The 12,854-nt window shown below is 50.5% G+C and carries 13 protein-coding genes; 10 read left to right on the top strand and 3 right to left on the bottom strand.

The genetic code is table 11. The features are described 5' to 3' along the window. From AAH187_RS16885 to AAH187_RS16860, 6 genes are all read left to right on the top strand, one after another. A partial coding sequence (locus AAH187_RS16885; RefSeq protein ID WP_342349651.1) for a hypothetical protein occupies positions 1 to 239 on the top strand: 239 nt, incomplete at its 5' end. A 333-nt stretch (positions 240 to 572) separates the two neighbouring features. After that, positions 573 to 1,358, top strand: coding sequence for a type IV toxin-antitoxin system AbiEi family antitoxin domain-containing protein (locus AAH187_RS16880; protein ID WP_342349650.1), 786 nt, complete (start codon positions 573 to 575; stop codon positions 1,356 to 1,358). Next, positions 1,333 to 2,250, top strand: coding sequence for a nucleotidyl transferase AbiEii/AbiGii toxin family protein (locus tag AAH187_RS16875; RefSeq protein WP_342349649.1), 918 nt, complete (start codon positions 1,333 to 1,335; stop codon positions 2,248 to 2,250). Before AAH187_RS16880 ends, AAH187_RS16875 begins: the two co-directional genes overlap by 26 nt. Before the next feature lie 699 nt (positions 2,251 to 2,949). Next, the gene (locus tag AAH187_RS16870) at positions 2,950 to 3,654 is read left to right on the top strand and encodes a SprT family zinc-dependent metalloprotease (RefSeq protein WP_342349648.1); all 705 of its coding nucleotides are present in this window, start codon (positions 2,950 to 2,952) and stop codon (positions 3,652 to 3,654) included. A 356-nt stretch (positions 3,655 to 4,010) separates the two neighbouring features. Then, the gene (locus tag AAH187_RS16865; RefSeq protein WP_342349647.1) at positions 4,011 to 4,250 is read left to right on the top strand and encodes a hypothetical protein; all 240 of its coding nucleotides are present in this window, start codon (positions 4,011 to 4,013) and stop codon (positions 4,248 to 4,250) included. 755 nt (positions 4,251 to 5,005) lie between these two features. Next, entirely contained in the window at positions 5,006 to 5,227 is a 222-nt protein-coding gene (locus tag AAH187_RS16860; protein WP_342349646.1) for a hypothetical protein, read from the top strand. Positions 5,228 to 5,348: 121 nt separating this feature from the next. Here the strand turns inward: AAH187_RS16860 and AAH187_RS16855 are convergent, their stop codons facing one another. Continuing rightward, a complete protein-coding gene (locus AAH187_RS16855; RefSeq protein WP_342349645.1) occupies positions 5,349 to 6,068 on the bottom strand; it encodes an SDR family oxidoreductase in 720 nt (239 codons plus the stop codon). A gap of 424 nt (positions 6,069 to 6,492) precedes the next feature. Between AAH187_RS16855 and AAH187_RS16850 the strand changes: the two genes are divergently transcribed. Both AAH187_RS16850 and sthA read left to right on the top strand, forming a co-directional pair. Continuing rightward, on the top strand, positions 6,493 to 7,368 hold the full coding sequence (locus tag AAH187_RS16850; protein ID WP_342349644.1) for an HDOD domain-containing protein: 876 nt from the start codon (positions 6,493 to 6,495) through the stop codon (positions 7,366 to 7,368). Continuing rightward, positions 7,365 to 8,759 carry a Si-specific NAD(P)(+) transhydrogenase gene (gene sthA, locus AAH187_RS16845; protein WP_342349643.1) on the top strand — a complete coding sequence of 465 codons (1,395 nt, stop codon included), beginning with the start codon at positions 7,365 to 7,367 and terminating at the stop codon, positions 8,757 to 8,759. The genes AAH187_RS16850 and sthA overlap by 4 nt, the downstream gene beginning before the upstream one ends. 156 nt (positions 8,760 to 8,915) lie before the next feature. On the opposite strand, the gene AAH187_RS16840 is transcribed toward sthA, so the two are convergent. Together AAH187_RS16840 and AAH187_RS16835 are read right to left on the bottom strand one after the other, a co-directional pair. After that, positions 8,916 to 9,488 carry an acyloxyacyl hydrolase gene (locus AAH187_RS16840; RefSeq protein WP_342349642.1) on the bottom strand — a complete coding sequence of 191 codons (573 nt, stop codon included), beginning with the start codon at positions 9,486 to 9,488 and terminating at the stop codon, positions 8,916 to 8,918. A 451-nt stretch (positions 9,489 to 9,939) separates the two neighbouring features. Continuing rightward, positions 9,940 to 10,500, bottom strand: coding sequence for a hypothetical protein (locus tag AAH187_RS16835; protein WP_342349641.1), 561 nt, complete (start codon positions 10,498 to 10,500; stop codon positions 9,940 to 9,942). A 499-nt stretch (positions 10,501 to 10,999) separates the two neighbouring features. On the opposite strand from AAH187_RS16835, the gene AAH187_RS16830 reads away from it, so the two are divergent. Both AAH187_RS16830 and AAH187_RS16825 read left to right on the top strand, forming a co-directional pair. Next, a complete protein-coding gene (locus tag AAH187_RS16830) occupies positions 11,000 to 12,310 on the top strand; it encodes a caspase family protein (protein ID WP_342349640.1) in 1,311 nt (436 codons plus the stop codon). 120 nt (positions 12,311 to 12,430) lie between these two features. Further along, a complete protein-coding gene (locus tag AAH187_RS16825; RefSeq protein ID WP_342349639.1) occupies positions 12,431 to 12,697 on the top strand; it encodes a DUF2024 family protein in 267 nt (88 codons plus the stop codon). Positions 12,698 to 12,854 lie beyond the last annotated feature (157 nt).

Genomic DNA, 12,854 nt, shown 5'->3' with positions numbered 1-12,854 from the left:
TACTGGCAAGGTTGAAGGAAGAGAAACTTCGGGTTGACCAATGGCGCGAGAAAGAAGCCACCCGGGATGCCGTACGCCAGGCTATTCATGATTTTCTCTGGAGCGAAGATACCGGCTTGCCGGTGGATTGCTTTGCCGAGAAGGATGTGGAGGTCAAGGCCGAGGAAGTCTTCCGCCATATCTATCGTGCCTATCCCACCCTACCTTCCCCGTATTTCAGTGCACATGCAGGTATGTGACCTCTCCCCTATAAGGATCTTGAATGCGATGCCAAGCCTGAGTGGGTCAAGCGAGTGCCCAATTCGTTCACCCCATGTTGTATATTCCGCACTCTCTCCCCCTTGGATCCACTGCGTGCCCATAACGGCGCAGCAAGAAGCCAGGGCCTCACCTCACCGACTCCCAAGTTTATCGAATGGCGGATTTGCATACGCATTGACTGCAAAACTTGCTGTCTCTAAACCACTTTTTTCACTGCCCCTTCGAAACCTTTGCTCAATTAACAAAGCCTCTAGTTTGCAAATAATTGCAAATGCATACATAATGTATGCATTTATAGATATTTATAAACTATGGCACAACGCTCAAAGAAAACCACCCTGGATCGACTGCCTCCGGAAGGGCAGTTGGTCAATCGTGCATGGCTGCGCGCTCGGGGGATCACTCGTCCATTGGTCGATTCCTGGCTGCGCTCAGGAAAGCTGGTGGCCATCTCTCATGGCGTCTACCGACGGCCAGGACCTCCATTGAAATGGGAGCACGTTGTCTATTCCTTGAACGAAATGGGCGTTCGCGTCCATGTCGGCGGGCGCAGCGCCTTAGAACTGCAAGGCTTGGCGCATTACCTTCCGCTGCAGGGCGTGACACGGGTGTCTTTGTATACAACGTCGCACGTTCCATCCTGGGTACATGATTTTTCAGATACCTATACCTTTACAGTTCATCGTCGCCGACTCTTCAAGACATTGCCCCAGAACGCCATTGTCTCGAAACCATTTGGGGCCTGGGATTGGCCGGTGCCCTATGCCACCGTTGAATTGGCATTCTTTGAATTGCTGGCGGATGTCCGTCAGGCATCGGCATTTGACTTTGCGGATAAGTTCTTCGAGGGGGCAACCGTCCTCCGTCCGGGGCTTGTGCGGGAGTTACTCCTGGCTTGTTCGCATATACTGACGAAACGACTTTTTCTCTGGTTCGCGACACGGCATGGGCATGCCTGGTTCACTAAGCTGGATACCACAGGAGTCGACCTTGGCCATGGCAAACGCCTGGTCGTGAAAGGGGGCACGTTGGATGCCCGGTTTCAAATCACCGTTCCTCGAGCTCTTTCGGATGGAAACGAACAGCCCATTTACTGAACAAGTCCGTCTGCTTGTGACGCTATTGCCTCATGTGGCTCGTCAGGATTGTTTCGCGCTCAAGGGTGGAACGGCAATAAATCTCTTTGTGCGAAACCTGCCGCGCCTATCGGTGGATATCGATTTGGCCTATTTGCCGGTTGAAGATCGGGAGACTAGTCTTGCCGCTATCGACTGTGCCTTACAAGCTATTGCCGGGGATATCACGCGAGCCATCCCTCGCGTGAAGGTGTATGGCAAAGTGTTGGGCGGGACAGCGAAGTGGTTTAAATTCGTGGTCGATCGGGATGGAGTCACCGTAAAGATTGAAGTCACGCCGGTGATACGGGGTAGCGTGTACTCTTCCCAGCGGCGGGAGATCACATCAAAGGCACAGGCAATGTTTGGCTACGCCCAGGTACAAACGCTGAGCTTCGAAGATTTGTATGCGGGCAAGTTGTGTGCTGCACTGGATCGGCAACACCCCCGCGATTTGTTCGATGTCCAACTCTTGTTGGAGACGGAGGGAATCACCTCCCGCTTGAAGGATGCGTTTCTCGTCTATCTTCTCAGTCACAACCGCTCGATGACGGAACTCCTCGCCCCCAGGCGAAAGGAAATCGAGACCGTGTTCCAGGGTGAATTCTCCAGGATGGCGATTGAGCCGATTTCCCAGGAGTCACTCGAAGCCACTCGTGAAGAATTGATTGCCGCGGTTCACCGCATACTCACCGAGGAAGATCGGCAGTTCCTCCTCGCGGTCAAACGCGGCGACGCCGACTGGAGTCAATTTCCCATTGCTGATGCTCGGCGATTGCCCTCGGTTCAATGGAAACTGCACAACTTGTCACGCATGGACCCGCTTAAACGCCAGAAGGCACTCAACGCGCTTGAGCGTGCCTTATACGGTTAAAGACCATGGCCGAATACTTTCACGTCGAAAAGCCGTTTCTCGACCAGCTCTCCGCGCCAAGATGGCACATCACAGACCAAGGGCAGGGCATAATCCCGGCGAACCCGGCCAAGAGTCTGCGGGGCACCTTTCGGGAATGAATTCTTCCGGCGATATTTCGTGATGTGGTGCGAGCCATGAAGCTCACTCCCCACGGCAAGCCTTGGCTGACCGATCACCAGCTCGACGACCTTCGCGATCAAATCCTACGGCAGCCCAACCGCACGTTGCTCGAACATATGAGACGAACCAAGGCCTCTTCCTCAAAGCCCAGGTGGATCATAATGAATGAGGTGCCAGGCGAGCCTGATCCGACCGAGACGATGATGGGTCTGTTGAAAAAAGCCGCCAGCGGCGTTCTCGCCATTTTTCCGTGCTCACGTACTCCGCGTACGCTCCGCGCGTAAAAACGGCTGCGGCCTTGCTGGACGGACTTTTTTGAACCGACCCGGAGCCTTTGATCAGTAATCTATTCCTGGGCAAATTTGCCCTTGAAAATCTTTATTATTCAACACTCCCATGATCGATTTCACCTACCCGCACGCAATCAGTTTCAGGCTATTAAACAGTTACGTGTGGGCATGCCAGTGTGCGTGAAGCGCTTCACCATCAACTCGCTGAGAAACGCGATACCGAATTGAGACGAAGGGATTGATCAAGATGAAAGGTTCGAAGAACACGCGCCTCCCCTATGAAGTGGTTCGGAGTCGGCGTTCGACCGCCGATATCATTATCGAACGCGACGGGAGCTTGCTCGTTCGCGCTCCCGAATGGGCCGACGACGACCAGGTTGCGAACATTGTTGAGTCCAAACATTATTGGATTTTCAAGGGCTTGGCGGAGTGGCGCGACCTGAACGCTACCCGGTTACTCCGGGAATACAAGAACGGCGAGGGGTTCCTCTACCTGGGCCGGGCCTACCGCTTACGACTGGTGAGCGATCAAGAAGAGCCCCTCCAGCTCAAGAACGGCCGATTCACATTACAACGCGCTCTGGTGGAGGCGGGTGACCTCGCGGCTGCCAAGATCGCCTTTCGGGATTTCTACGTCACTAAAGGACTTGAGCGGCTGGGTGAACGGCTTACCTACTATGCCCCAAAGGTGGGTGTCACCCCAACGGGTTTAACGGTTCGCGAGCTCGGCCATCGTTGGGCCTCTTGCTCGCCTCGTGGAAAACTTGCGTTCCACTGGAAGTGCATGATGGCTCCCCAGACGATCATCGACTACATCGTGGTTCACGAGCTTTGCCATTTTCATCACCTTGACCACACCGACGCTTTCTGGAACGAGGTGGATAAGGTACTGCCAGATTTCCGGGAACGGAAGGAATGGCTGAGAACGAACGGCGCAAGGTTGGATATCTGAAATGTTTGTGAATGAGGATTTCGCCGTTTTTTCAAGAAGTTTCTCTGAAAACCTCAAGACCACCCCATGTGGAGCTGACCTGCCCACACGGTTTTTCTGTTCACATTTTGAAACAAATTGTCTAGGTTTTGAGAGAAAATTTCCTTTTAAGCCATCAAAAAAACCACCCCCCACTCCCTCCCTTCCTATTGTTGAATTCCACCTAAAATCCCTCTTTTTTCGACCCATTTATTTCGCAAGACCTGTTGGCATGAAATAGAATGAGTTTTGCTGATGTAGCCGCTCATCCACTACCCCCAAGAACCCCTTGGCACGGTATAGGTTCATGAACTTTCACAACAAAGAGGAGAGCCTACATGGCAAAATTATTTGCGACGGTTATGGCATTCGTGTTCAGCATCACCTTTGGCGTGTTTGGCGTCGTTCAAGCCACGGATATGCCTGCAGAAAAATCCCCAGCCCCTGCCGCTGAAGGCAAATCCACGGAAGATCATGGCAAAGCTGGGGAAGACCACGGCAAAGCCGGAGATGATCACGGAAAATCTGCTGATAAAGCCCACAAGAAAGGGCATGCCAAGAAAAAGAAGACCAGCTAATCCTTCCTGGTTGCAAGAAAAAAGGGAGGGTGGAAAGCCTATTCCCCCGTCCCCTTTTTTGTCTTTGGGGCCGATCAATAACTCAATGTCCGAAGACCCTTCTCTCAGACCCACCGAGCCGGCTTACCATGTTTGTTCCTTTCGCAAAAGAACGACGAGAAAAGGATCGGCGATTCGTTTTTTTTCAGCACCCTTTTCCTCGACATTGTTCATCCCCATAATGGTCCAATTGCCTTTACGCTCAGCATTCCACGGCTCTAATCTTTCTCTCCTTTGTCACCCCGGTTAGATCACCTGAAACCTTCTCGTTTTGTTCCCTGCTTCCTCACCATTTACACCTTTTTCTTGAACATTTTCAGCCGGTTGCAGTGGTCCGATAGTACAAAGGGATGGAGTGAAAACCATACTCTATGGAGGGCAAACCCTTCAGTGCATAGCCACGAGCATTTCATTGCCTTAGCCGAGCTTCATGGTTACACAAGTTGTTGTTTAATAATGGCTTTTTTGTTTACTTTTTATTCATTCCTGGACTTCACATAATTTTTGTGGAAATTATTAGAAATTCTTCATAAAACATTCATTCCTAATAACTATATTTATTAAATAAAAACAACATGTTACATGGATACGATTTTCCAAATACTATGGAATAAGTTTTGCTAGATTATCTCAGTCTGTGGGTAGTTAGAGTTTTTCTCCCAAGATGATTCAAGGGAGAGCGTGGTTAACCTTTATTAATTTTGGAGGGCTGAATCATGGTTAAATTATTCACTGTTTTATTGACCTTAGTTGTTGCCTTGGCCTTTGGCGGAATGACCTTTGCCGGGTCCCTGGCTGACAATTCGTCCATTCAGAACACCTTTCCTTTGAGCTCAGATAAGGATAAGGATGATGACAAGGGCGATAAGGGTGACGACAAACATATGGACGACAAAAAAGGCGATGAAGATAAAGATGACGAAAAGAAGCCCCATTAATTTTGTCGCCTGGTCTACATAGATCTTCTTTTAGTTCTGATTGAAGAACGACCTTCCAGGTTAAGGCCTGGAAGGTCGTTTTTTTATTGGACATATTTTTCAATCTACGTCCAGCCGTTCTTTACCAATCAGCTCCTAGCCGATCCAACACAACCTGATGCACAACCGTATGGAATCCCAGGGTCGCCAAAAACACCGCAGTTTCGGCGACATCATAGGGATTGATTTTTTCACTATTGAGGATTTCTTCAGGCGTCGCATCCACTAATTCATCTGCCACCCCACCCGGGCAGATCGCACTCACTTTGATGTGAAATGCCCGCCCTTCATCAGCCAGCGACTTGGTCAAGGCCATGATGCCATGCTTTGAGGCGCTGTACGTGCCTGTTCCTGCCCAGGCCTGAACCCCGGCTACGCTGGAGATATTAATGATGAGCCCGCCTCCCTGCCTTTTCATTTGCTGAAATCCGGCTCGACAACAGAAGAAGGTCCCCCGCAAATTAGTACCCACCACCTCATCAAACATTTTTGTGGATGTGTCAGCCACCCGTCCTCCCCCAACCACGCCGGCATTATTCACAAGAATATCGAGACGCCCAAATCGCGTAATGGTCTCCTGCATGAGCGCGTCGACTTGTTCTTCCTGCGAAATATCCGTTTGTTGAGCATAGGCGCTTCCGCCAGCCTGTTTAATTTTCGCAACCGTTTGATGGCACAAATCCACCCGCCTGGCAGCGACCACCACCGTTGCCCCCTCTTCTCCGAATCGGAGGGCAATGGCTTTGCCAATCCCGCTGCTGCTTCCCGTGACCACTGCGATTTTCCCTTCTAGCCGTTTCATAACTTTCTCCTCCTTTATGCCTCCCCTCAAAATACGTGATCAGCCCGCCTCGCCAGGCCAACCCTTTTCCAGACTGTAGGCCACCCCGCCAGTCCAGGCAAACCATGATGAACCATACCCTGATGGTTAGAATGAGATCTCATCCAGGTCTCCACCGACATGCAGAACCCTCCCTGAGAGAATGGCCTTCATTTCAGAGAAGCCTTGTTCCTGAAAAACTTGGACCCAACCCCGTCATAAGCGCAGACGGGGATGAGAGAGGACTCCTTCGGCCAACAAAGAAGGGGGCATTCCTGCTGCTCATTGGCGGGAACCCGGCAAGTCGAACGAGAGACCACCCTAAGCCGGCTTCTTTTTTTAACCCGATACCGGGCATTACTAGACAATTCTAAAGGTTGTTTCCCGAAAACCGACAAGTTGAGACATGGCTCACTCAACGATCACCCCTCTTGCACAGGAAGAGAGGGAAACCCTTCGTTCCTTCATCGCCGATCAATTGGGACAAGGGAACCTGGATCTCCCTCTTTTGCCCGTGGTGGCAAATCGGGTCCTACTGCTTTCAAGCGATCCGGATGCCGACGCCTCACAGCTGTCTTCATTGATTCAACAAGACCAAGCACTGGCAGGACAGATCCTCCGCATTGCCAATTCCCCTGCCTATGCTCCTCGTACCCCTATCGTCTCGCTTCAACAAGCCGTTACATGGTTGGGGTTGACGATGTTGGCCGGGTTAGCGTTTTCGGTGTCGGTACAAAGCGGTGTTTTTCATACGACCGGTTATGAGAAAGAAGTACGGAACCTCTGGCGGCACGCCTTGGCCACAGGGCTTTTCGGGAAAGAAATCGCCAGACGAATTCGCCATAACGTCGAAAACGCCTTTTTGTGCGGGCTCCTGCATACCATCGGGAAACCCGCCATTCTTCATCTTCTCGCACAATCTCCCGACAAATCAGCGGAACCGTTTTCCTGGACCACCGTTGAATCCCTCTTCGAAGAGTTTCACATCACGGCAGGTTCCAAATTGGCCGCAGTCTGGCAACTGCCCGATCCGGTTCAGGAAACCATCCGCTACTACCAGGACGACCAGTACCACCAGGCCATTTCTCCCACCAAGGGAGCCATGATCACCTGTCTTGCTCATCACTTGGCCACTGTCATGCTTGAAGATTCCACCCAAAACGAAAATAGCTTGCTCACACTTCCCGTCGTGCAGGATCTGAATTTTTACCCTGAAGACATGACGGCCCTCCTGGAATTGCGCGAGATCGTCAAGGCAAATGTGGAGTGTTTTTTGCCATGACGTCACCGACCCCATTTGATCTGATTGTGATCGGAAGCGGCCCGGCAGGACAAAAAGCTGCTATTCAAGGCGCCAAAGCCGGAAAGCAGGTGGCCCTCATCGAGCAAACCCGGGAGGTGGGCGGGGCTTGCGTCTATCAGGGAACCATTCCCAGTAAAACCTTGCGGGAAAGTGCCCTTCAAATGGTGCGATTTCTCCAGGCAACTGAGGTCTTTGAATTCCGCATGCGCGACGATGTCAAAATCACCAACCTGATGACCCGCTTAGACCGGGTCGTGCGCGCGCACGGGAAATTTATGAAGGACCAACTCACCCGTAATGGCATTGACTGCTATCATGGTCGCGCTGGCTTTGTGTCCGACCATGAAGTGCGTATCCAAAAGACGGACGGGACGGCCACCTTCATCACGGCCCCGATTATCGTCGTCGCCACCGGCTCGCGCCCACGCGTACCTGATAATATTCCCATCGACCACGAACATATTCTGGACAGCGACTCCATTCTCTCCCTCGTCTATTTGCCGAAATCCCTGACTGTGTTGGGGGGTGGTGTGATTGCCAGTGAATACGCCTCAATTTTTGCCTTGCTGGGAGTGCACGTCACCATGGTGGATACGGCGGATCGCCCCCTCAAATTTTTGGATCAAGAACTCACTGATGAATTTTGTGAAGCGTTTGAAAAAACCGGAGGGCACTATCGGGGTGGACAAAAAATCGACACCGTCCAGTGGGACGGATGCTCTAAGGTGACGACCGTTTTAGAGAGTGGTGAAACGCTGGAAAGTGAAAAAGTGCTGGTGGCTCTCGGACGAGTGTCCAATCTGGAACATTTACACTTACAAGCCACCGGAATACAGCCGACGACTCGTGGGCTCATTCCGGTCAACCACCACTGCCAAACTTCGGTTCCCCATATCTATGCCGTCGGTGACGTCATTGGTCCCCCGTCGCTGGCATCCTGCTCCATGGAACAGGGCCGACGCGCCGTCTGTCATGCCTTAGGGCTCAACACCGGCGTCGCTCCAGAGCATATTCCCATGGGAATCTATACCATTCCTGAAATGTCGAGCGTGGGATTAAGCGAACAGGAAGCCACCGCCAAGTATGGCGGCGCGATAGTGGGAAGAGCCAGGTTTCATGAAATTGCGCGAGGACAGATTTCCGGCATGACCAATGGATTGCTCAAAATGATCGCCGACCCCAAAGGCGAACAACTGTTAGGCATTCATATCGTGGGGGAAGGAGCAACCGAACTGATTCATATTGGCCAAATGGGATTGCTTCATAATATGCCTATCGACCGATTCATTGACAATATTTTCAACTTCCCGACCCTCGCCGAAACCTACCGGGTTGCCGCACTCGACATCGCCAAACAACGCCAGCATTGAACAACTGACTTCTTGTATTAGGATTTTAATTTCCCAGCGTCTAAACCGTCATCATTGGATGATAAATGGTTCGGCTACTGAAAGATCAACACGTTGAAGCGGGAAGACTATAACGGAGCGCTACCCCCATATTGGCAGGAATCTTCTCAAGCACGCTCAGAACCGATAACTGAGTTCAAGCATGTGTAGATCAACTCCCCGATTATTACTCCCGTATATTGCGGCATCTGACATATGATGAAATCGATACCCGGCCGACATATTCCAGGGAAGATGATAGGTAACCCCACCATGCCCGATAATTTGAACGGGTCCTCCAATATCCTGACTGCCATATTTTTCCTGGCTCAGATACGCCGGACCACCGCCAATATCGAAGGTGAATCTCCAACTTGGCTTCGAAAACGCAAAGCCAGGACTGAGCTCCCCGATAAACCCTGAGTCTCCTGCCGCTCTTAACGTTCCGGCCGCAATATTCAGCCTAAAACGGATATCCCATCCGGAAGAAAAGTCCCAACTCCAAGGAGTTCCGACAACGGCAAACACGTCGTATTGCTCAAAATCTTCCTTTTCGGTGGGCGGGATACCAATCGTTTCAGAGTTGAGCCCTCCCCGTATCCCAACGGAGAGTAATTCAGTCTCTTTTGAGTAGGCCAAGCCCGAAAAGATTACCGTGAGCCATACTGTCATCACCAGGATACCGGTTATCGTCGCTGGGAATTTTGACACGATTTTGCTTCTCTCCACAGTAGGTCCTTTTGTTGAGTTATGATAACAGATAATCACACCACCATTTGCGGGTAATATGGACAAGTCCTGGCTTGGGTACATCATACTCTTACCTTGACACATCACACCTTGAGGCCATAGAGAGGTCTTCCACGATTTTTCCACACGTGAAATTTCTCTGCCCCTAGACGAGGTCTGTGAGGAAAAAAATTACAAGAGGGGATTACAAAAATAATGACACTGGTGTGATGAGGGGGTAAACGATGAGCGAATTGTATCATATCCTCATATGTCTGTCGTCCCCTTGGAGTTTCAGGGGAAGGCAGTAAATACGGTCGAACTTTCCGATTTTTTTGAGGTAGTCCATCACGAATTTGAAGGTGGCTGCCTTTTCTCGTTTCTTCCATTAAGGCCTAACCGGTCTTCTTCACTTTGAGAAAAAATTTGCCGGTTAGCCAATACCAGGTGCAAGGTCTTCATCAAGCCGTTCTTTTTGGGACTCGTTATAGGCTTTCTCCGCATCATCTAAAGCCGTGGATTGTTGAATTTCCATGACCTCTTTTGGAGTGAGATATTTTAATGCCGTGGCGCCAAGCACCTTTTGCTCAGCGGTTCCCTTTAATTGAATATGAATCAAGGCATCTGCCCCCATACGCTGTGCCTTCTTCACAAGGGCAAAATGGAGTTCATCCCAATTGACTTTCGATTTATCAGAAGATTGTTCCACCTCTATCTCATCCAACGTTTCATACGGAACAATGGGCATTTCATCAAGTATTTCAACGACTTTATTGAGGTAAGCATGGTCCTCGGGCTGGGAGACATTTTCAGCAACAGGTTCGGAACGAGGGTATCGGGCCACCTCCACATCAAAATCTTTCAATCGCATGGCGGCCAATGCCGCCTCGTGGGGATTACTACTTTCTGATAACCGCTTAAGTTTCTCTACTCGCGCAAGAGCTTCTTGCAGGCTCATTTTCGCCCCACTTTTCCGCAGAGCATTCACTGGCATTTCACAACTCCATGATCGCTTGCCATAGGTCTTCCGTGGCTCATTTCAATAAGGTAAGGTTATTTCCATAATAAGGCGTCTTTAGGTCTTGAATACGAGAAGAGGTCGTTAACAACAGATGGACCTAAGCTTTTGGTGTTTTTTCTACCTGTCCAGGATTCAGGTTGTCAAATAGTCCTTTGGAAAGGAAAGTAAGGCTCCATTTCCCCAAAGGACTCCCCCTCCCCCTAGGCTGGCAACCGGTCAATGGCCATGGAAGTCACAGGTTGACCTTGGACCACTCACGGCCTTCCTCGACTTTGGTCAACCGGCAAAAAAACCTCACATTCCCACCTTGGAAGCAGGATAGCGTCTTTGACCGCAGAAGCTTCCCTGACTAAAATTGAGGTTTAAGGCTTGGTGCCTGTGAGACTCTGGCGGGTCGGATAATGTTGGGATGAACCCCGCATCAATACAACCAGCGTTATTCAGATTAGTTTAGCCGGAAACATTCTCTGTCATGGAAACCATAACGACTTATTATTCCTCCTTCATTCGCGCGGCCGTTCTCCTCTGGATTCTGATTTGTCTATTTACAACCGGCTGCCTGGCGGTTCCTCCCTCTCAATCCTATGAGAATACCCTCATTAACTACGAACCCTTAATCGGGATGAATATCAGCCATCTCCAGGGGCAGACCCTAGCGGTGGACGCCAACCAACCATGGCAAAAATCCAATGTGCACATCACCCCAGGAACCAATCTGAAAATTCTCGCCATGGGAAAGTGGAGCCTGGCACCTTTGCTCAATATTTGGAGCGGACCGGAAGGGTTGCCTGGCACCTGGAAAGAGGTGCCTTGGATTAACTCCAATGCTCTCATGGGCCGGATTGGAGAACAAGGAAAACCCTTTGAGATCGGCCCAGAATGCGAACTTCTGGCCACAGGAGAAGGCACCCTCTATTTTGCCATCAATGATCCTTTTAATGGATTGCAAGACAATTCTGGCTCAATGCAAGTGACTGTCTATACAAGCAAAAATTCTTCTTCCTTTCCCACCAAAACTCAGATGGGAGGACCTCAGGCCTCACCCCTTTCTCCCGCTACAACCGGGAATACGCTCAACCCCATTCCGGCAGAGTTTGGGAAACGAACCGCGCTGGTCATTGGAAACGCCCAATACCAGGCTGGAGCCCTGAAGAATCCAGTCAACGACGCACAGGATATGGCCACAATATTAGAAACCATGGGATTTGACGTTACCCTCACGCTCAATGCCGGGCAGGAACAGATGGAACATGCGATTAACACATTTGGGCGTCAGCTTTTTCATGGTGGTGTGGGCCTGTTTTATTATGCCGGTCATGGCATTCAAGTGGATGGTGAAAATTACTTAATCCCCGTAAACGCCAACATTGAGAGTGAAACCGATGCCCGATATAAAGCCGTAAATATCGGGCAGGTGTTAGGAAAAATGGGTGATGCGCGGAACGGTTTGAATATGGTCATCCTGGATGCGTGCCGAGACAACCCGTTTGCCAAGAGGTTTCGATCCGCAAGCCGTGGCCTGGCGGTTGTGAGCAGCTCTGCCGTCAAGGGCACCTTGATTGCCTATGCCACCAGCCCGGGAAACGTCGCAAGCGATGGAGAAGCCCTCAACGGCCTATACACCAAACATTTACTGAAAAATATCCAAACGCCAGGAGTGCCCGTTGAACAAGTGTTCAAACGCGTATTACAGGGCGTCGAACATGAAACCAATGGGAAGCAATCGCCTTGGACCTCCTCATCCTTTTCCGGCGATTTTTATTTTATCCCGCCCTCTCATTAATCTTGCGAAACCCATCCCAAGCAAAAAAGGGTGCCCCCTCCAGTATGACCTCATCTCCCGTCGTCATTTCGATTGGGAGTTAGCAGAACCCTATTATCACAATCAGAAGAAAGGACATTCATGAACCCATCCTCAAATACCGTCAAAGTCTTTGATACCTGGGTGCAAGGTAAAACCGGCACCATTCATTTTGACGTCATGACCACAGATGAAGATACCGCCCTTCGATTAGCCAAAACCTATCTTGCCGGCCTAGGTGAAGCGGATGCCGTCATCACAACAGAAGAATGCCAGTTTTGCCATAATGAACCCCTTGCCTTTTTCTCTCAAACCCAGCAACAAGAGTTTACCCAAAACGGAGGGTTTATCCTTCCTATGCCTTCCTGATACCCCCTTGCCCTCATTCTGTTTTTTTGTCAAAAGGGTCGGTAACAAAATCCATAGGTTTGGGAGTTGGTGGAGTCATATTCGACCCGTATATGAGTGTGGCTCCATGCCGGGCTGGGCTGGGCAGAACATTCTGATAGCCATGGTAGAAGTCGAA

This window comes from uncultured Nitrospira sp. (genome assembly GCA_902500695.1).
GTDB lineage: Bacteria > Nitrospirota > Nitrospiria > Nitrospirales > UBA8639 > Nitrospira_E.
Note: the sequence above shows the minus strand (reverse complement) of the source record. Positions and strands in the feature narration are given on the sequence as shown.

Excerpts from the sequence above, each read along its gene's own strand:
- AAH187_RS16880 (WP_342349650.1), top strand. The coding sequence starts at position 573 with ATGGCACAACGCTCAAAGAAAACCACCCTGGATCGACTGCCTCCGGAA.
- AAH187_RS16875 (WP_342349649.1), top strand. The coding sequence starts at position 1,333 with ATGGAAACGAACAGCCCATTTACTGAACAAGTCCGTCTGCTTGTGACG.
- AAH187_RS16870 (WP_342349648.1), top strand. The coding sequence starts at position 2,950 with ATGAAAGGTTCGAAGAACACGCGCCTCCCCTATGAAGTGGTTCGGAGT.
- AAH187_RS16865 (WP_342349647.1), top strand. The coding sequence starts at position 4,011 with ATGGCAAAATTATTTGCGACGGTTATGGCATTCGTGTTCAGCATCACC.
- AAH187_RS16860 (WP_342349646.1), top strand. The coding sequence starts at position 5,006 with ATGGTTAAATTATTCACTGTTTTATTGACCTTAGTTGTTGCCTTGGCC.
- AAH187_RS16855 (WP_342349645.1), bottom strand. The coding sequence starts at position 6,068 with ATGAAACGGCTAGAAGGGAAAATCGCAGTGGTCACGGGAAGCAGCAGC.
- AAH187_RS16850 (WP_342349644.1), top strand. The coding sequence starts at position 6,493 with ATGGCTCACTCAACGATCACCCCTCTTGCACAGGAAGAGAGGGAAACC.
- sthA (WP_342349643.1), top strand. The coding sequence starts at position 7,365 with ATGACGTCACCGACCCCATTTGATCTGATTGTGATCGGAAGCGGCCCG.
- AAH187_RS16835 (WP_342349641.1), bottom strand. The coding sequence starts at position 10,500 with ATGCCAGTGAATGCTCTGCGGAAAAGTGGGGCGAAAATGAGCCTGCAA.
- AAH187_RS16830 (WP_342349640.1), top strand. The coding sequence starts at position 11,000 with ATGGAAACCATAACGACTTATTATTCCTCCTTCATTCGCGCGGCCGTT.
- AAH187_RS16825 (WP_342349639.1), top strand. The coding sequence starts at position 12,431 with ATGAACCCATCCTCAAATACCGTCAAAGTCTTTGATACCTGGGTGCAA.